Source organism: Pseudomonas sp. NPDC090755, from assembly GCF_044769005.1.
Classification (GTDB): domain Bacteria; phylum Pseudomonadota; class Gammaproteobacteria; order Pseudomonadales; family Pseudomonadaceae; genus Aquipseudomonas.
The window spans coordinates 159,013-176,384 of record NZ_JBIVXC010000003.1; the positions used below are offsets into that span (position 1 = coordinate 159,013).

At 62.1% G+C, this 17,372-nt stretch carries 17 protein-coding genes; 7 read left to right on the top strand and 10 right to left on the bottom strand.

Going from position 1 to position 17,372, the window contains the following annotated elements:
• Positions 1–27: 27 nt before the first annotated feature.
• From choV to ACIQUS_RS07680, 3 genes are all read right to left on the bottom strand, one after another.
• Complete coding sequence (gene choV / locus ACIQUS_RS07670) at positions 28–1,206, bottom strand: choline ABC transporter ATP-binding protein (RefSeq protein WP_403045041.1); 1,179 nt, start codon at positions 1,204–1,206, stop codon at positions 28–30.
• The gene (gene choW / locus ACIQUS_RS07675; protein ID WP_285863858.1) at positions 1,203–2,051 is read right to left on the bottom strand and encodes a choline ABC transporter permease subunit; all 849 of its coding nucleotides are present in this window, start codon (positions 2,049–2,051) and stop codon (positions 1,203–1,205) included. Before choW ends, choV begins: the two co-directional genes overlap by 4 nt.
• 66 nt (positions 2,052–2,117) lie before the next feature.
• Entirely contained in the window at positions 2,118–3,065 is a 948-nt protein-coding gene (locus tag ACIQUS_RS07680; protein WP_285863813.1) for a choline ABC transporter substrate-binding protein, read from the bottom strand.
• A 449-nt stretch (positions 3,066–3,514) separates the two neighbouring features.
• Between ACIQUS_RS07680 and ACIQUS_RS07685 the strand changes: the two genes are divergently transcribed.
• On the top strand, positions 3,515–4,891 hold the full coding sequence (locus ACIQUS_RS07685) for an L-serine ammonia-lyase (protein ID WP_403045045.1): 1,377 nt from the start codon (positions 3,515–3,517) through the stop codon (positions 4,889–4,891).
• Positions 4,892–5,300: 409 nt separating this feature from the next.
• Positions 5,301–6,404 carry a GlxA family transcriptional regulator gene (locus ACIQUS_RS07690; RefSeq protein ID WP_285863815.1) on the top strand — a complete coding sequence of 368 codons (1,104 nt, stop codon included), beginning with the start codon at positions 5,301–5,303 and terminating at the stop codon, positions 6,402–6,404.
• Between the two features lie 70 nt (positions 6,405–6,474).
• Here ACIQUS_RS07690 and ACIQUS_RS07695 read toward each other — a convergent pair whose 3' ends face one another.
• The 5 genes from ACIQUS_RS07695 to choX all read right to left on the bottom strand — a co-directional run bounded on the left by ACIQUS_RS07695 (position 6,475) and on the right by choX (position 10,377).
• Positions 6,475–6,729, bottom strand: a complete 255-nt coding sequence (locus ACIQUS_RS07695) for a hypothetical protein (protein WP_403045049.1) — start codon at positions 6,727–6,729, stop codon at positions 6,475–6,477.
• Positions 6,730–7,011: 282 nt separating this feature from the next.
• Positions 7,012–7,482 carry a thioesterase family protein gene (locus ACIQUS_RS07700; protein WP_403045051.1) on the bottom strand — a complete coding sequence of 157 codons (471 nt, stop codon included), beginning with the start codon at positions 7,480–7,482 and terminating at the stop codon, positions 7,012–7,014.
• Positions 7,483–7,494: 12 nt separating this feature from the next.
• Positions 7,495–8,460 carry an L-carnitine dehydrogenase gene (locus tag ACIQUS_RS07705; RefSeq protein ID WP_403045053.1) on the bottom strand — a complete coding sequence of 322 codons (966 nt, stop codon included), beginning with the start codon at positions 8,458–8,460 and terminating at the stop codon, positions 7,495–7,497.
• Between the two features lie 15 nt (positions 8,461–8,475).
• On the bottom strand, positions 8,476–9,360 hold the full coding sequence (locus ACIQUS_RS07710; RefSeq protein ID WP_403045055.1) for a 3-keto-5-aminohexanoate cleavage protein: 885 nt from the start codon (positions 9,358–9,360) through the stop codon (positions 8,476–8,478).
• Between the two features lie 72 nt (positions 9,361–9,432).
• Positions 9,433–10,377: a choline ABC transporter substrate-binding protein gene (gene choX / locus ACIQUS_RS07715; RefSeq protein WP_403045057.1), complete on the bottom strand. Its 945-nt coding sequence runs from the start codon at positions 10,375–10,377 to the stop codon at positions 9,433–9,435.
• A gap of 171 nt (positions 10,378–10,548) precedes the next feature.
• Between choX and ACIQUS_RS07720 the strand changes: the two genes are divergently transcribed.
• Entirely contained in the window at positions 10,549–11,508 is a 960-nt protein-coding gene (locus tag ACIQUS_RS07720; protein WP_403045059.1) for a GlxA family transcriptional regulator, read from the top strand.
• Here the strand turns inward: ACIQUS_RS07720 and ACIQUS_RS07725 are convergent.
• Positions 11,495–11,914 (bottom strand): DUF3010 family protein, encoded by a 420-nt coding sequence (locus ACIQUS_RS07725; RefSeq protein WP_403045062.1) that lies wholly within the window; start codon positions 11,912–11,914, stop codon positions 11,495–11,497. The two genes, ACIQUS_RS07720 and ACIQUS_RS07725, sit on opposite strands and share 14 nt — an antisense overlap.
• Before the next feature lie 127 nt (positions 11,915–12,041).
• Here ACIQUS_RS07725 and ACIQUS_RS07730 point away from each other — a divergent pair, with 127 nt between their 5' ends.
• Positions 12,042–13,028: a tyrosinase family protein gene (locus ACIQUS_RS07730; RefSeq protein WP_403045064.1), complete on the top strand. Its 987-nt coding sequence runs from the start codon at positions 12,042–12,044 to the stop codon at positions 13,026–13,028.
• A gap of 2 nt (positions 13,029–13,030) precedes the next feature.
• On the opposite strand, the gene ACIQUS_RS07735 is transcribed toward ACIQUS_RS07730, so the two are convergent.
• Positions 13,031–13,429: a lysozyme inhibitor LprI family protein gene (locus tag ACIQUS_RS07735; RefSeq protein WP_403045067.1), complete on the bottom strand. Its 399-nt coding sequence runs from the start codon at positions 13,427–13,429 to the stop codon at positions 13,031–13,033.
• 245 nt (positions 13,430–13,674) lie between these two features.
• On the opposite strand from ACIQUS_RS07735, the gene ACIQUS_RS07740 reads away from it, so the two are divergent.
• The 3 genes from ACIQUS_RS07740 to dgcA all read left to right on the top strand — a co-directional run bounded on the left by ACIQUS_RS07740 (position 13,675) and on the right by dgcA (position 17,334).
• Positions 13,675–14,652, top strand: a complete 978-nt coding sequence (locus ACIQUS_RS07740; RefSeq protein ID WP_403045069.1) for a dipeptidase — start codon at positions 13,675–13,677, stop codon at positions 14,650–14,652.
• Positions 14,653–14,727: 75 nt separating this feature from the next.
• On the top strand, positions 14,728–15,258 hold the full coding sequence (locus tag ACIQUS_RS07745) for a DUF5943 domain-containing protein (RefSeq protein WP_095156247.1): 531 nt from the start codon (positions 14,728–14,730) through the stop codon (positions 15,256–15,258).
• A gap of 15 nt (positions 15,259–15,273) precedes the next feature.
• Positions 15,274–17,334, top strand: coding sequence for a dimethylglycine demethylation protein DgcA (gene dgcA, locus ACIQUS_RS07750; RefSeq protein WP_403045074.1), 2,061 nt, complete (start codon positions 15,274–15,276; stop codon positions 17,332–17,334).
• The last annotated feature ends 38 nt before the right edge of the window (positions 17,335–17,372 follow it).

Below are 17,372 nucleotides of genomic sequence, written 5' to 3' on the forward strand. Positions count from 1 at the left end.
GCATGCCGGCATTGCCGGCAGCTGCCGTCAGCCGAGGTTCTTGCCCAACAGCGCGTGGTACAGCTCGCTGTCACCCAGAATCCCGACCACGCTGTTACCTTCCTGCAGCACCAGCTTGTTACCCGTCTGATAGCGGATCTGCAGGGCCTCACGCATACCGATGCTGGCACTGACCAAGGTTGGCTTGCGGGCCAAGCCCTCCACCGCTTCCCCCGGTGCCCAGTTCTGCAGGTCCATCCCCGTAGCGCCCTGGCGTGCACCTTTGATGGTGTTGCCTTCAGCCAGGTCCAGCCAGGAGTCGCCACCCGGATCGATGCATATCGAACCGTTGATGCGCTTGCACTGGTCCAGGGTGCGCATCAGGCTGCGGCCGCACAGTACGTTGAGCGGATTGGTGTGGGCGACGAAGGTGCGCACGTACTCGTCGGCCGGGTTGAGGACGATCTCTTCAGGCTTGCTGTACTGGATGATCTTGCCGTCCTTCATGATCGCGATCCGGCTGCCCAGTTTCAGCGCCTCGTCCAGGTCATGGCTGACGAACACGATGGTCTTGCTCAGCTTGCGTTGCAGTTCCAGCAGCTCGTCTTGCAGGCCCTGGCGAATCAGCGGATCGAGGGCCGAGAAGGGCTCGTCCATCAGCAGAATGTCGGCGTCCATGGCCAGGGCGCGGGCCAGGCCGACGCGCTGCTGCATGCCGCCGGAGAGTTCGTCGGGCTTCTTGTTGCGCCATTGGGTCAGGCCGACCAGTTCGAGCTTTTCATCCACCAGCTTGCGCCGTTCCTTCTCGGGGCGGCCCTGCATTTCCAGGCCGAAGCTGATGTTCTCGCGTACCGTCAGCCAGGGCATCAGGGCGAACTTCTGGAACACCATGGCGATGCGCTTGGTGCGCATCATCTTGAGTTCGGCCGGCGTGCAGTGGGCGATGTCGATGTGCGAGCCTTCATGCTCGACGAACAGCTTGCCGCGGCTGACGGTGTTGAGGCCGTTGATGCAGCGCAGCAGGCTGGACTTGCCCGAACCGGACAGGCCCATCAGCACGCAGATCTCGCCTTTGTTGATATCCAGGTTGGCCTTTTCCACGCCCACCACCAACCCGGTTTTCTTCAGGATCTGCTCCCGCGAAAGGCCCTGGTCGAGCAGGCTGAGGGCCTCGCGCGGTCGGCTGGAGAAGATGACGTCTACATCTTCGAAGCGAATAATGCTCATGCTTCACCCCTTGCTGGTACGTCGGGTTGTTTGCAGATACGGTCGAGCATGATCGCCAGCAGGACGATCGCCAGGCCCGCTTCGAAGCCCAGGGCGATATCGGCGGTGTTCAGTGCGTTGACCACAGGTTTGCCCAGGCCATCGGCACCCACCAGGGCGGCGATCACCACCATCGACAGCGACAGCATGATGCACTGGGTGACGCCGGCGGCGATGCTTGGCATGGCATGGGGCAGTTCGATGCGAGAAAGCAGCTGGCGACGGGAGCAGCCGAAGGCCTTGCCGGCATCGAGCAGCTCTTGTGGTACGTCGCAGATGCCCAGGTAAGTCAGGCGGATCGGTGCGGCGATGGCGAACACCACCGTCGAGATCAGCCCCGGTACCACGCCCAGGCCGAACAGGGTCAGGGTCGGGATCAGGTACACGAAGGTGGGCACCGTCTGCATCAGGTCCAGGACCGGGCGCATGGCGGTGTAGAACATCGGTTTGTGCGCGGCGAGGATGCCCAGCGGTACGCCGATGGCCACGCAGACCAGGGTGGCGAACAGCACCTGGGCCAGCGTCTCCATGGTTTCCTGCCAGTAACCGAGGTTGAGGATCAGCAGGAACGACAGTGCGCAGAAAGCGGTCAGCGCCCATTTGCGCTGGATCAGGTGTGCGATCACCGCAACCAGGCCGATCAGGACGAAGGGATTGAACCAGGTCAGTGCCCCGGTCACACCATGAATCATGAATTCCAGTGCTTCGGCGAAGGCGTCGAAGTAGTTGGCGCCGTGTTGGGTCAACCATTCGACGAAGCCGGCGATGTACTGGCCCAGTGGTATTTTTTCATCGATCAACATGATAGCGAGCGTCCACCTGCAAAAGTTTGAAGACTCACCTGCGGCGGGCAAGCCCGCCGCAGGCAGTGCTTACTGCGTGAGTTTGGCCTTGGCCGCCTCCAGGCCCGGCTTGCCGTCAACGGTGGTGACCCCGGCCAGCCAGGTGTCGAGCACCTGCGGGTTCTTTTTCAGCCAGGCCTTGGCTGCGGCGTCGGGTTTCATCTTGTCGTCCAGGACGTTGCCCATCAGGCTGCTTTCCATGTCGAGGGTGAAGGACAGGTTTTTCAGCAGCTGCCCGACGTTGCTGCATTCCTGTACATAGCCCTTGCGGGTATTGGTCAGTACCGTGGCCTTGCCGTATTCGGGGCCGAAGAATTCATCGCCGCCGTCCAGGTACTTCATCTTGAATCGGGTGTTCATCGGGTGCGGTTCCCAGCCCAGGAACACGACGTCAGTGCCGCGGCGCTCGGCGCGATCAACTTGCGAGAGCATCCCCGCCTCGCTGGACTCGACCACCTTGAACCCGGCGTCCTTCAGGCCGAAGGCGTTCTTGTCGATCATGCTCTGGATGGTGCGGTTGCCGTCGTTGCCGGGCTCGATGCCGTAGATCTTGCCATCCAGCTCTTTCTTGAATTTCGGAATGTCGGCGAAGGTCTTCAGGCCCTTGTCGTACAGTGCCTGGGGCACGGCCAGGGTGTACTTGGCGTTTTCCAGGTTGGCCCGTACGGTTTCCACCGTGCCGGCATCGCGGTACTGCTTGATGTCGTTTTCCATGGTCGGCATCCAGTTGCCGAGGAACACGTCCATGTTCTTGCCGTCGGCCAGCGACTTGTAGGTCACCGGTACCGAGATCATGGTGGTCTTGGTCTTGTAACCCAGTGACTGCAACACGACGCTGGTGACCGCGGTGGTCACGGTGATGTCGGTCCAGCCGACATCGGAGAAGTTGACGGTGTGACACTGCTCGGGCTCTGCGGCCTGTGCCAGCACCGGCAGACTCAGCAGCGCGGTCAGCAACAGCGAGGGTGAACCTTTCATGCGATGGACTCCTGATGGTTTTCTCGGATGTCCCACGGGACCGCCGTGCTTTTTTGGTTTGCAGCGGTCGGGCCAGGCTATCGGGCGATAGCGGGACAGGTGCCGTGCAATCGAGTCGATAACGATCATCTAACAGCGAAAATCAAACGCCTACAGGGTGCGTCGTATCCAGTACAGACAGGGTCGCATCCAGTGTCGAGGAGGTCGTTTACAGATTTATCCAGCCCTGTAAACGCAGTTTCGGAACCTCTGCACCGCAAAAAAACGGCGCAAGAATGTGACTGACAGCTGGCGGCGTTGCTGGGCAAGAACGCGTCGGTTGCAGACGTCAGAAGCCTGCTCAAAAGCCTGATGATGCGCGAAATCGGCGGATTGCCGCCCTTTAAGCGTAGCAGTTGCACCGCCCCAGGCTCGGGCCCGGGTGGCTGCTCTATCAGGAGGTAGGTGGCATGGCCATCAGTGTGTTCGACCTGTTCAAGATCGGTGTCGGCCCATCCAGTTCCCACACCGTCGGGCCCATGCGCGCCGCGGCGTTGTTCGTCCAGGGGCTGCGCGAGCGCGGTGAGCTGGAGCAGGTGCGGCGCGTCGAAGTGCGGCTGTACGGCTCGTTGTCGGCCACCGGCATTGGTCACGGCAGCGACAACGCGGTGATCATGGGCCTGATGGGCGAATGGCCGGATTCAATCGACCCGTCGCAGATCGGCCCGCGCATCGCTGCATTGCGCGAAACAGACACCTTGCGGCTCGACAGCAGGCTGGAAGTCGGCTTCGTCTGGGCACGCGACATGCTGCTGCTGGACGAGAACCTGCCGTACCACCCCAATGCGATGACCCTGATCGCCGAAGGCGCTGCAGGGGAGCTGCACCGCGATACCTATTACTCGATCGGCGGCGGCTTTGTGGTCGACGCCGCTCAGGCCGCCAGCGGCGTGCTGGACGCCGATAACACCGTGCTGCCCTACGATTTCAACAGTGCCCAGGAGCTGCTGGAGCTGTGCGAGCAAAACGACCTGCGCGTGTCGCAATTAATGCTGGAAAACGAGAAGGTCTGGCGTAGCGAAGCGGAGATTCGCGCCGGCCTGCTCAAGCTTTGGCATGCCATGCAGGCGTGCGTCGAGAACGGCCTGAAATATGAAGGCACGCTGCCGGGCGGGCTGAATGTGAAGCGTCGCGCAGCCAAGTTGCACCGTAGCCTGCAAGAGCTGAACAAACCCAACGTGATCGGCTCGACCTTGAGCGCCATGGAGTGGGTCAACCTCTATGCCCTGGCGGTCAACGAAGAGAACGCGGCCGGCGGGCGCATGGTCACGGCGCCGACCAATGGCGCGGCCGGGATCATTCCGGCGGTGCTGCACTACTACATGCGTTTCAGCGATGAAGTCAGTGAAGCGAACGTGGTCGACTTTTTCCTCGGCGCGGCGGCGGTGGGCATCCTGTGCAAGAAGAACGCGTCGATCTCCGGAGCCGAGGTCGGTTGCCAGGGCGAAGTCGGCTCGGCCTGTGCCATGGCCGCTGCAGGCCTTGCCGAAGTGCTCGGGGCGACGCCGGCACAACTGGAGAACGCCGCCGAGATCGGCCTTGAACACAACCTGGGGCTGACCTGCGACCCAGTGGGTGGCCTGGTCCAGGTGCCGTGCATCGAGCGCAATGCCATTGCTGCGGTGAAGGCGATCAACGCTGCGCAAATGGCCCTGCGCGGTGACGGTGAGCACTTCATCTCGCTCGACCGGGTGATCCGCACCATGCGCGATACCGGCGCCGACATGCACGACAAGTACAAGGAAACCTCGCGCGGTGGCCTGGCGGTCAGCGCCATCGAATGTTGATGCCTTGTAGGTACTGCGCCTTTTTTGCCCACCGTCGATCGCTGCGCCGCCTTTTGGCGCAGCGAAGCGAAACAGGTTGTTCAAGCAGCTGTTACCCCGGCCACTGGCGCCTTGGGTGACATCTGCGCATGTCGTTTCTGAGCATCCTTCCCACAAGTGCTACCGAATTGCTCACGTTTCCTACAGAGCAGCGCTAGCCCGTACCTTTGCGTTTATAAACCTGCCTCGCAACAGCGGCCAAATAGACGGTGCGCGACGTCGTTTTTGGTTTTTATTGGACGGTCATTCAATTTCAGGCATGGCATTTGCGTTGTGATCTGGCAAAGCCCCTGCATTCGAATCGGGGCCGTGACAAAAAAAGCCCGTGCCTGCCTGAGGCGCACCCTGCATTGTGTGAGGAGATACCGCGATGACGTCGTACAACTCCGGGACCCCAACCCAGAACCGCGCACCTCAATCCATCGGCTTCCTGCTGCTGGATAACTTCACCCTCATCTCCCTGGCGTCGGCGGTCGAACCGCTGCGCATGGCCAACCAGTTGTCCGGCCGTGAACTGTATCGCTGGAGCACTTTGAGCGTGGATGGCGGTCAGGTGTGGGCCAGCGACGGCTTGCAGATCACCCCCGATGCGGCCATGCACAAGGCGCCACCCATGGACACCGTGATCGTCTGCGGCGGTGTCGGTATCCAGCGCACCGTCACCCGTGAGCATGTCACCTGGCTGCAGAGCCAGGCCCGCCAGTCGCGCCGCCTGGGCGCGGTGTGCACCGGCAGCTGGGCGCTGGCCTGTGCCGGCTTGCTCGACGGTTTTGATTGCAGCGTGCACTGGGAATGCCTGGCGGCGATGCAGGAAGCCTTCCCGCGGGTGAGCATGAGCACCCGCCTGTTCACCCTCGACCGCAACCGCTTCACCAGCTCCGGTGGCACCGCGCCGCTGGACATGATGCTGCACCTGATCAGCCGCGATCATGGCCGTGAACTGTCGGCGGCGATCTCCGAGATGTTCGTCTACGAGCGTATCCGTAACGAGCAGGACCACCAGCGCGTGCCGCTCAAGCACATGCTCGGCACCAACCAGCCGAAACTGCAGGAAATCGTCGCGCTGATGGAGGCCAACCTGGAAGAGCCGATCGACCTGGATGAACTGGCCGTGTATGTCTCGGTGTCGCGGCGTCAGCTCGAGCGCCTGTTCCAGAAGTATCTGCACTGCTCGCCGTCGCGCTACTACCTGAAGCTGCGCCTGATCCGTGCCCGGCAACTGCTCAAGCAGACGCCGATGTCGATCATCGAAGTGGCCTCGGTGTGCGGTTTTGTCTCCACGCCACACTTCTCCAAGTGCTACCGCGAATACTTCGGCATTCCGCCGCGTGACGAGCGCGTCGGCTCCAACACCGCACAACAGGTGGCGATGATGCCGATTCCGCAGGCGCTGGTGTTGTCGCCGCTGGCCGGGCCGATGTCGGCGTTGAGCCAGGCGCGCAATGAATCGACATTTGCCAGTGTGAGGCTGTAAGGCCTAGGTGGGCTCATCACGGGGCAAGCCCGCTCCTACCTTGTGGGAGCGGGCTTGCCCCGCGATGCTTTCAGCGGTTCTGGAACGCTGCCAACGCCGGCAACAGCTGCTGTTCGATCGCCTGGCGCACGGCAGGCAGGATGGTGGCATTGCCGGTGTACATCTGCTCGACCATGCCCTTCAGGGCTTTGGCCCGCGGCTCGCTCAAGCCCCGCACCGCACATTCACAGGCCTGTTCGGCGCTGGCGTCGGCCGGCATTTCGAAACCCAGGGCGCGCAGCTGGCCCAGCAGGTCGTCCTGATCAATCAAATCCGCATGCATCATGGTGGTTGTCCTTGTTTGCAGGTGTGATCACCATCGATTCTGTGGGCGCCCGTGCAGTGCGGCAAGGACAGAATGTCGCAATGGCTGCAGCACATATGAACAGGTCGTTTTCGGGCAAATCGGGGCGGGGCAGAGGCGGCACACTGAGGCCATGCACAGTCACAGGAAGGTTTGGTCACCCTCCGCACAGCGCATGTGAATGCTCGCTCTTGGCCCCGGTTGCGTCACGGCTCCGGGGCCATTTTTTGCGTGGTGGATGGGGGTGAAGCTATCGCGCGGCCCTTAGCCTGGTAACCCGATCACGCGTCCGACAAACTCGGCCGGTGCAAGGTCAGCCTGCTCAGCCACAACCCCCTGCAGCCGCTCGACGACATCGACCGCAAAGGGCGCCGACCTGGGGCCGGCGAGGTCCACATGCAGCAGCATCTGCTCACTGGCCGCCAACGCCTCATCAAATCCCTGACGGTGCAGGCTGTGGTACAGGTGCAGGCGCTTGCGATCGAAGCCGATCACCTGGGTCTGCACCCAGACCTCGGTCTTGAGCTTCACCTCATGCAGGTAGTTCAGGTGACACTCCAGGGTGAACAGCGAGTGGCCGCTGGCGCTGCGGTTGTCGCTGTCCAGGCCGATGCGGTCCATGAAGGCATCGGTGGCATAGCTGAAGATCAGCAGGTAGAAGGCATCGCGCAGATGCCCGTTGTAGTCGACCCAGTCGGCCAGTACCTGGGTTCGGTAGGTAATCAATGCGGGCATCGTAAGCTCCGGTCAGTCGCTGAAGTTCAAGCCATGTCTGGCCTTGGTGGTTTTTACCGCATCCAGCACGGCCAGCAGGCAATCATCACGATAGCGCTCCAGCGAGCTGATGCTGCGTTCGCCCAGTTGCTCGCTGGTGCCTTCTACCACGGCGTCGATCAGGCCCTCGGTGAGCTCCGGGGCCGGCAGGTAGGTCCAGGGCAGTTGCAGTGCCGGGCCGAACTGGGCCATGAAATGGCGCATGCCGGCGTCGCCCCCGGCCAGCGTGTAGGTCAGGAAGGTGCCCATGAACGACCAGCGCAAGCCGGCGCCAAAGCGGATGGCATCGTCGATTTCACCGGTGCTCGCCACGCCATCGTTGACCAGGTGCAACGCCTCGCGCCACAACGCTTCGAGCAGGCGGTCGGCGATAAAACCGGGGACTTCCTTGCGCACATGCAGGGGCCGCATGCCGAGATTGGTGTAGACGGTTTTCGCCGCTTCAATGGCTTCGGGGGCGGTCTTGTTGCTGCCGACGATTTCCACCAGGGGCAGCAGGTATACCGGGTTGAAGGGATGGCCGACCACGCAGCGTTCCGGGTGGGTCGCAGACTCGTAGAACTCGCTGGGCAACAGGCCGGACGTGCTGGAGCCGATCAGGGCATCGGGTTTGGCCGCCGCACTGATCTTGCTGTGCAGGTCGAGTTTCAGCTCAAGGCGTTCCGGAGCGCTTTCCTGGATGAAATCGGCATCACGCACGCATTCCTCGATGGTGGCGACAAAGCGCAGGCGTGCTTGTGAGGCGCCGGGGGCCAGGCCCTGCTTTTCCAGGGCTGGCCAGGCATTGGCGATGCGTTTGCGCAGCGCAGCCTCGGCGCCCGGGGCCGGATCCCAGGCCACCACGTCCAGGCCGTGGGCCAGTGCGCGGGCGACCCAGCCGCTGCCAATCACGCCGCTGCCCAAGGCTGCAAAGGTCTTGATCTCGGTAATAAAGCTCATCGTGCTCTCCTGTAATCAGCGACGGGTCAGGTTCATTTTGGTGCGGCCTTCGGCCGGGGTGAGCACCCGTGCACCGAGGCGGCTGAGGATTTCCGTGGCGCGCTCCACCAATTGGCCGTTGCTGGCCAGCACGCCTTTGTCCAGGTACAGGTTGTCTTCCAGGCCGACCCGCACGTTGCCACCGAGCAGCACGGCTTGCGCGGCCATTGGCATCTGCATGCGGCCGATGCCGAAACCGGCCCAGGTCACGCCGGCAGGCAGGTTGTCGACCATGGCTTTCATGGTGGTGGTGTCGGCCGGGGCGCCCCAGGGGATGCCCAGGCACAGCTGGAACAGCGGATCGTCGAGCAGGCCTTCCTTCATCATTTGCTTGGCGAACCACAGGTGGCCGGTGTCGAAGATTTCCAGCTCGGCCTTGACGCCCAGTTCGGTGATCCGCTTGGCGCCGGCGCGCAGCTGCGACGGGGTCGAGACATAGATGCTGTTGCCGTCGCCGAAGTTGAGGGTGCCGCAGTCCAGGGTGCAGATTTCCGGCAGCAGTGCCTCGACGTGGGCCAGGCGTTCCAGCGGGCCGATCAGGTCGGTACCGGCGCCGAACTCCAGTGGGGTTTCGCCCGGGCCGATCTCCAGGTCGCCACCCATGCCGGCGGTGAGGTTGACGATGATGTCCACATCCGACTCGCGGATGCGCTCCATCACTTCGCGGTACAGCGCGACATCGCGGCTGAAACGGCCGGTCTGCGGGTCGCGGACATGGCAGTGGACCACAGTGGCACCAGCCTTGGCGGCCTCTACGGCGGCTTCGGCGATCTGTTTCGGGGTGACCGGGACCAGGTGGCTCTTGCTGGCGGTGTCGCCGGCACCGGTCAGGGCGCAGGTGATGATGACGTCGTGGTTCATGAGCGGTTTCCTTCAGGCGTCGTGGCTCGCTTCGTCGCCACGGCAGGCGACGAAGGCATCAGGTTCGTTGGGTCAGTTGGCAGTCAGTTGCAGATTGTCGGCGGCCGGCTTGCCATCGAAGGTGGTCACACCCTCAAGCCAGCGCTTCTGATCTTCGGGATGGTCCCTGAGCCACTGACGGGCGGATTCCAGCGCGTCCTTGTGCTCGAGCAGCGGTTGCATCATGCGGCTCTCGTCTTCGGCGCTGAAGGTCAGGTTGGTCAGCAGCTTGTTCACGTTCGGGCAACGCTCGGCGTAGTCGGGGGCCGTGACGGTCCACACCGTGGCGCGGCCTTCGTCCGGGCCCAGGGCGTTGTCGCTGCCGCTCAAGTAGGCCATATCGATGTTGACGTTCATCGGGTGCGGCGCCCAGCCGAAGAACACCACCGCCTCCTTGCGCCGTACGGCGCGGTCGACGGCGGCCAGCATGCCGGCTTCGCTGGATTCGACCAGCTGGAACTTGCCCAGGCCGAACTGGTTCTTGCTGATCATCGCCTTGATCTGGGTGTTGGCGCCGGAGCCGGGTTCGATGCCATAGATCTTGCCGCCCAGCTCTTTTTCGAACGTGGCGATGTCGGCAAAGGTTTTCAGGCCCTTGTCGGCCAGGTACTTGGGCACGGCGAGGGTAGCGCGGGCATCATCCAGGCTGGGTTGGTCGAGGACCTTGACCTGTTTTGCGTCGATGAACGGGGTGATGGTCTGGGTCATGATCGGGTTCCAGTAGCCCAGGAACATGTCCAGGCGCTGGTCGCGGATACCGGCGAAAATGATCTGTTGCGAGGCGCTGGTTTGCTTGGTCTTGTAGCCCAGGCCGTCGAGCAGCACCTGGGTCATGGCGCTGGTGGCTATCACATCGGTCCAGTTGACCACGCCAAGGCGCACGTTCTTGCAGGCGGCCGGTTCCGTGGCCATTACGTTGGTGCTGAGGATTGCGGTACCGACGAGCGTGAGCAGGCTACGACTGATCAATCTGTTCATGGTGGCTCCTCCAACGGCAGTTCTAATTGTTATAAGGGGCGGCCTCTGCGTGCCGTCCCGATCAAACTACGCCGACGCCAGGGTGAAAATTCGCACCCTGGCGACCAGCACTTGCACAGTGGCGACCTGCAGGGTATTAACCGCAGATCCGTGGCCGTCGAGTCGTTCGCTATGCCCCAGGATTTCTACTTTCTGCTGCTTCCCGGTTTTTCCGCCATCGGCTTCATTTCGGCGGTCGAACCGCTGCGGGTGGCCAACCGCTTTCGCGCCGGGTTGTACCGCTGGCAGGTACTGAGCATAGGGGGCGGGGCAGTGCAGGCCAGCAATGGCATGTCGGTCAACGCCGACGGCTCCCTGCAGTCGTTGGCGAAGGGCGCGACACTGCTGGTGGTGGCCGGCTTCGAGCCGTTGGGCAGCTACAGCCCGGTGCTGCAACACTGGCTGCGCAAGCTCGATCATGAGGGCGTGATACTGGGCGGGATCGACACTGGCACCGTGGTGCTGGCCGAGGCCGGGCTGCTCGACGGGCATCGGGTGACCCTGCACTGGGAGGCCCTGGAAGCGTTCAAGGAGTCCTACCCGCAGCTACAGGCAACCCAGGAACTGTTCGAAGTGGATCGGCGGCGCATCACTTCGGCCGGTGGTACCGCCTCGATCGATCTGATGCTCGACCTGATCGCCCAGGCCCACGGCCCGCAACTGGCCATCCAGGTGTCCGAACAGTTCGTGCTGGGGCGCATCCGCCCGCGCCAGGACCACCAGCGCATGCAGATCGCCTCGCGCTATGGCATCAGCAACAAGAAGCTGGTGCAGGTGATCGGCGAGATGGAGCGCAACACCGAGCAACCGCTGAACACCCTGGTGCTGGCCGAGCAGGTGCAGGTCACCCGGCGCCAGCTGGAGCGCCTGTTTCGCCTGTACCTGAAGGACACACCCAGCGGCTTCTACCTGCGCCTGCGCCTGGACAAGGCGCGCCAGCTGCTGCGTCAGACCGACATGAGTGTGCTGGAAGTGGGCATCGCCTGCGGCTTCGAATCGGCCTCCTACTTCACCCGCTGTTACCGCGGGCGTTTTGAGCGTTGCCCACGGGAGGACCGCAAGGCTCAGGCCGTGGTTGTCAGCGGCGGCTGAGCAACAGGGCGCAGGCGGTCTTGTAGGCTTCGTGCTGGTACTTGTTCAGTGAACCTGGCATTTGCAGGTTGTGCTTTTTGGCTTGAGCGCTGACGGTTTGCGGCGACAGCAAGTGAACCTCGCAGCCTTCAAGCATCTGCAGGATGGCTTCGATCTTGAACGTCAGCGGGCCGCCGGCAAACTCGCCTTTCTTGCTGCGCTTCTTGATGGCCAGGGCGGTGATGCCATGCTCGCTCAGCAGGGCTTGTACGCCGTGGGCGAATGCCTTGACTTGCGCGGCGTCCTCATCATTGTCCAGGGCAAGTTTCTTGATTGATGGTTGTGCATGGCTGGGCTGGCCAGCATCCAGCATTGCGACGGCGCACAGGGCTTCGCTGCCCTTGATTTCAATACCACAGATTTTCATGGGGGCTGCTGCTCTTCAGGGTAAGGCCTGGGCGGACCTGGCATTTCTGTCAGTATCGGCGCCAAACAATTGCGATCTATGGTGAAGCTCCTGTCCGAATAGGGCAAATCTCAAGGGAGCAATTTTTATGGACAATCTGATCAGAAAGGAAATACGAGCGCTTACTCGCGATGAAAGAGTTGGTTTAACCAGCGCATTTCTTGAGTTGAAACGTCGAGGGGAATACGACAAGTATGTGAAATGGCATCATGACGCCATGGAAGCGACTTCACTGCCTGGAGAGCCCCAGTACGCCAGTTTTCGTAACCATGCCCACAGAGGACCGGCCTTCCTGCCATGGCACCGCTGGTTCGTGAAAATGTTGGAAGATGAGCTGCGCACGGTGGGTTCGTTCAGGGACGGTGCACTGCCGTACTGGGACTGGACGCTGGACAGTGAAAATCCGCTGGCGTCGCCCATCTGGACCGCCGACTGGATGGGGGGAGATGGAAATCCGCAAGACAACGACTTCATCCAGAACGGACCTTTTTCCAACCCGCAAACGTGGCCAGTTGTTTTTCCGCTTGTAGAGGGCAGGCAAGAGCCTCTGCGGCGCAGCTTTGGCAGACTCGCAAGCACGCTGCCGAATGCACAGGCATTGGCAAGGGCCATGGCGCGGCCGCATTACTCTGAACCCGGACATTTTGGCGAGCAGTTCCAGATGGGATTCTGTAACTACCTGGAAGGATGGGTTACACCCAATGCCGACAGTGCCTTGACCGACCCGGGCACCCAGTTGCACAACCGCGTGCACAACTGGATCGGGGGCAACATGGCAACAATGATGTCACCGGATGACCCGGTGTTTTTTCTTCATCACTGCTTCGTCGACAAAGTCTGGGCGGACTGGCAGGCGATCAGGGGGCGGGACAACTATCAGCCCGAAGAGGGGGGCGCGCTGGGGCATAACCTCAATGACGATATGATTTATGGCCCGGGTGATGGCGACACACGCAAGCGCTTGAGTGATGTGTTGGATATTGCGGCCTTGGGCTACGAATACTCGTCATCGGTAACCCCGCAGCCGCCAGTATCTGAATGGGAGCATCGATTGAAGTACAACCCATATATCTAGGGTTACTGCAGGCCCAGCGATTGCAGGTATTCCGAGCGATCGTCGCTACGTTGGGCCAGGCAGGTGTTTTGCGCGGTGTCGAATGCCTGGCCGGGCTTGGCGTCAAAGGTCTCGACCTTGCAGTCGGCGTCGCGCAGCTGTTTCCACTGCGTTTCGGCGTTGTTCAGGCGCTTGCTCAGGTCACTGACCTTGGCCTCCTGGCCGGCATATTGCTCCTTGATCCGCTCCAGCAGGTCGGCAAACGCGGCGTCGAGTTCACGCTCGGCAGTGGTGCGGCTGAACAGTGCGCAGTCGTAGTTCTGCTGGTCGTTTTCGACGTTGTCGCACGGCGTACTGTCTTCTTCACTGGCGTGGGCACCAAAGGCCAGGGCGGCCAGGGCCAGCCATACCATCGTTCTCATTCAGTCATCCTCCGAGGGGAACATGGGCGCTGATTCTCGCTCAGCGCCCCGGCAAAGAACAGCATAGTGGCTGTCTCGCCACGATTGTTCATCTTGGGCCTTGCAGCACCTTTGTCGTGGTTTGACGCTTTCGGCAATTCCCCTGTCGTTTTTGCATCTTAGCGACCTGGCCCCGAGGCATATGCTGGTCCCAAAGCGCCGGCACACGATTCGGCGCAGGACTTGCCAATAAAGGGGACAGCCTGATGAGCCCAGCCGAATTACACGCCGACAGCATCGTTATCGACGGACTGATTATTGCCAAATGGAACCGCGAGCTGTTCGAGGACATGCGCAAGGGTGGCCTGACCGCCGCCAACTGCACGGTGTCGGTCTGGGAGGGCTTTCAGGCCACGGTCAACAACATTGCCGCCAGCCAGAAGCTGATCCGCGAGAACAGCGATCTGGTGATGCCGGTGCGTACCACCGCCGACATCCGCAAGGCCAAGGAGCTGGGCAAGACCGGTATCCTCTTCGGCTTCCAGAATGCCCATGCATACGAAGACCAGATCGGTTACGTCGAGGTGTTCAAGCAGCTGGGCGTGGGCATCGTGCAGATGTGCTACAACACCCAGAACCTGGTCGGCACCGGCTGCTACGAGCGTGATGGCGGTCTGTCGGGCTTCGGCCGGGAAATCGTCGCGGAAATGAACCGCGTCGGGGTCATGTGTGACCTGTCCCATGTCGGCTCGAAAACCTCCGAAGAAGTCATCCTCGAATCGAAAAAACCGGTGTGCTACTCCCACTGCCTGCCGTCCGGGCTCAAGGAGCACCCGCGCAACAAGTCCGATGAAGAGCTGAAATTCATTGCCGACCATGGCGGTTTCGTCGGCGTGACCATGTTCGCGCCGTTCCTGGCCAAGGGCATCGATTCGACCATCGACGACTACGCCGAAGCCATCGAATACACCATGAACATCGTTGGCGAAGACGCCATCGGCATCGGTACCGACTTCACCCAGGGCCATGGCCAGGATTTCTTCGAATACCTGACCCACGACAAGGGCTACGCCCGGCGCCTGACCAACTTCGGCAAGATCATCAACCCGCTGGGCATCCGCACCGTGGGCGAGTTCCCCAACCTCACCGAGACCCTGCTCAAACGCGGCCATTCCGAGCGCGTGGTGCGCAAGATCATGGGCGAGAACTGGGTCAACGTACTCAAGGACGTGTGGGGCGAGTAAGCCTTACTCCAAGTCTGTCCGCCCCGGCCAGTACGCCGGGGCCATCAATCAAAATTCTTCTGGAGTTGAGTTTCCATGGCCAAGATCGCCCCGCAATTGCCTATCGAAGTCGACAGCGAAACCGGTGTCTGGACCAGTGATGCCCTGCCGATGCTCTACGTGCCACGGCATTTCTTCGTCAACAACCACATGGGCATCGAGGAAGTGCTGGGCGCCGAGGCCTACGCCGAGATCCTCTACAAGGCCGGCTACAAGTCCGCCTGGCACTGGTGCGAGAAAGAGGCCGAATGCCATGGCCTGGAAGGCGTGGCGGTGTTCGAACACTACATGAAGCGTCTGTCGCAGCGTGGCTGGGGCCTGTTCAAGATCCAGGACATCGACCTGGAAACAGGCACCGCCAGCGTCAAGCTCGAGCATTCGGCCTTTGTCTACGTGTACGGCAAGGTCGGGCGCAAGGTCGACTACATGTTCACCGGCTGGTTCGCCGGGGCCATGGACCAGATCCTGGCCGCCCGCGGCAGCTCCATCCGCACGGTCGCCGAGCAGGTCTACGGCGGTTCGGAAGAAGGCCACGACGACGGCCTGTTCATCGTCAAGCCGCTGTAAGTCGAGGATCTCGCCATGGCTTTCGAAGCAATGTTCCAGCCGATCCAGATCGGCAAACTGACCATCCGCAACCGGGTACTGAGCACTGCGCATGCTGAGGTCTACGCCACCGACGGCGGCATGACCACCGCGCGCTACATCAAATACTACGAAGAGAAAGCCAAGGGCGGACTGGGCCTGGCGATCTGTGGCGGCTCCTCGGTGGTGGCCATCGACAGTCCGCAGGAGTGGTGGGCCTCGGTGAACCTGTCCACCGACCGCATCATCCCGCACTTCCAGAACCTGGCCGACGCCATGCACAAGCATGGCGCCAAGATCATGATCCAGATTACCCACATGGGCCGGCGCTCGCGCTGGGACGGCTTCAACTGGCCGACCCTGATGTCGCCGTCGGGCATCCGCGAACCCGTGCACCGTGCCACCTGCAAGACCATCGAGCCGGAGGAGATCTGGCGGGTGATCGGCAACTACGCGCAAGCGGCGCGCCGGGCCAAGGAGGGTGGCCTGGACGGCGTCGAGCTGTCGGCCGTGCACCAGCACATGATCGACCAGTTCTGGAGCCCGCGGGTCAACAAGCGTACCGATGAGTGGGGCGGCACCTTCGAAGGACGCATGAAGTTCGGCCTGGAAGTGCTCAAGGCCGTGCGTGCCGAGGTCGGACCGGACTTCTGCGTGGGCATGCGCATCTGCGGCGACGAATTCCACCCCGATGGCCTCAGCCACGAGGACATGAAGGAAATCGCCAAGTATTACGACGCCACCGGCATGGTCGATTTCTTCGGCGTGATCGGCTCGGGTTGCGACACCCACAACACCCTGGCCAACGTCATCCCGAACATGAGCTACCCACCGGAGCCGTTCCTGCACTTGGCCGCCGGGATCAAGGAAGTGGTCAAGGTGCCGGTGCTGCACGCGCAGAACATCAAGGACCCGAACCAGGCCACGCGCATCCTCGAAGGCGGTTACGTGGACATGGTCGGCATGACCCGTGCGCACATCGCCGACCCGCACCTGATCGCCAAGATCAAGATGGGCCAGGTCGACCAGATCAAGCAGTGCGTCGGTGCCAACTACTGCATCGACCGCCAGTACCAGGGCCTGGATGTGTTGTGCATCCAGAACGCCGCGACTTCCCGTGAATACATGGGCGTGCCGCACATCATCGAAAAATCTACCGGGCCCAAGCGCAAGGTGGTGGTGGTTGGCGCGGGACCTGCGGGGATGGAGGCGGCTCGCGTCTCGGCCGAGCGCGGCCACGACGTCACCCTGTTCGAGAAGAAGGACGCCATCGGCGGGCAGATCAGCATCGCCGCCAAGGCGCCACAGCGCGACCAGATTGCCGGTATCACCCGCTGGTACCAACTGGAGCTGGCGCGCCTGAAGGTGGACCTGCGCCTGGGCACCGCCGCGGATATCGACACCATCAAGGACCTGCGTCCGGATGTGATCGTGCTGGCAGTGGGGGGCCATCCGTTCCTGGAACAGAACGAGCACTGGGGCGCTGCCGAAGGCCTGGTGGTCAGCAGCTGGGACGTGCTCGACGGCAAGGTTGCGCCGGGCAAGAACGTGCTGGTCTACGACACCATCTGCGAGTTCACCGGTATGTCGGTGGCCGACTATATCGCCGACAAGGGCAGCCAGGTCGAGATTGTCACCGACGACATCAAGCCGGGCGTGGCCATTGGTGGCACCTCGTTCCCGACCTACTACCGCAGCATGTACCCCAAGGAAGTGATCATGACCGGCGACCTGGCGCTGGAGAAGGTCTACCGCGAGGGCGACAAGCTGGTGGCGGTGCTGGAGAACGAATACACCGGCGCCAAGGAGGAGCGGGTGGTCGACCAGGTGGTGATCGAGAACGGCGTGCGGCCGGACGAGGCGCTCTATTACGGGCTCAAGGAAGGCTCGCGCAACAAGGGCCAGATCGATATCGAGGCACTGTTCGCGATCCAGCCGCAGCCGATCCTCAGCCAGCCGGGCGAAGGGTATCTGCTGTATCGCATCGGCGACTGCGTGGCGCAGCGCAACACCCATGCCGCCATCTATGACGCCTTGCGCCTGTGCAAGGATTTCTGACCAGACTGCGGGACTGTGTAGGAGCGGGCTTGCCCCGC

Bases quoted from the DNA above. Each gene is read 5' to 3' on its own strand.
- ACIQUS_RS07725 (WP_403045062.1), bottom strand. From the start codon at position 11,914: ATGAAAATCTGTGGTATTGAAATCAAGGGCAGCGAAGCCCTGTGCGCC.
- choV (WP_403045041.1), bottom strand. From the start codon at position 1,206: ATGAGCATTATTCGCTTCGAAGATGTAGACGTCATCTTCTCCAGCCGA.
- ACIQUS_RS07705 (WP_403045053.1), bottom strand. From the start codon at position 8,460: ATGAGCTTTATTACCGAGATCAAGACCTTTGCAGCCTTGGGCAGCGGC.
- ACIQUS_RS07680 (WP_285863813.1), bottom strand. From the start codon at position 3,065: ATGAAAGGTTCACCCTCGCTGTTGCTGACCGCGCTGCTGAGTCTGCCG.
- choX (WP_403045057.1), bottom strand. From the start codon at position 10,377: ATGAACAGATTGATCAGTCGTAGCCTGCTCACGCTCGTCGGTACCGCA.
- dgcA (WP_403045074.1), top strand. From the start codon at position 15,274: ATGGCTTTCGAAGCAATGTTCCAGCCGATCCAGATCGGCAAACTGACC.
- ACIQUS_RS07745 (WP_095156247.1), top strand. From the start codon at position 14,728: ATGGCCAAGATCGCCCCGCAATTGCCTATCGAAGTCGACAGCGAAACC.
- ACIQUS_RS07735 (WP_403045067.1), bottom strand. From the start codon at position 13,429: ATGAGAACGATGGTATGGCTGGCCCTGGCCGCCCTGGCCTTTGGTGCC.
- ACIQUS_RS07695 (WP_403045049.1), bottom strand. From the start codon at position 6,729: ATGATGCATGCGGATTTGATTGATCAGGACGACCTGCTGGGCCAGCTG.
- ACIQUS_RS07690 (WP_285863815.1), top strand. From the start codon at position 5,301: ATGACGTCGTACAACTCCGGGACCCCAACCCAGAACCGCGCACCTCAA.
- ACIQUS_RS07700 (WP_403045051.1), bottom strand. From the start codon at position 7,482: ATGCCCGCATTGATTACCTACCGAACCCAGGTACTGGCCGACTGGGTC.
- ACIQUS_RS07710 (WP_403045055.1), bottom strand. From the start codon at position 9,360: ATGAACCACGACGTCATCATCACCTGCGCCCTGACCGGTGCCGGCGAC.
- ACIQUS_RS07730 (WP_403045064.1), top strand. From the start codon at position 12,042: ATGGACAATCTGATCAGAAAGGAAATACGAGCGCTTACTCGCGATGAA.
- ACIQUS_RS07685 (WP_403045045.1), top strand. From the start codon at position 3,515: ATGGCCATCAGTGTGTTCGACCTGTTCAAGATCGGTGTCGGCCCATCC.
- ACIQUS_RS07720 (WP_403045059.1), top strand. From the start codon at position 10,549: ATGCCCCAGGATTTCTACTTTCTGCTGCTTCCCGGTTTTTCCGCCATC.
- ACIQUS_RS07740 (WP_403045069.1), top strand. From the start codon at position 13,675: ATGAGCCCAGCCGAATTACACGCCGACAGCATCGTTATCGACGGACTG.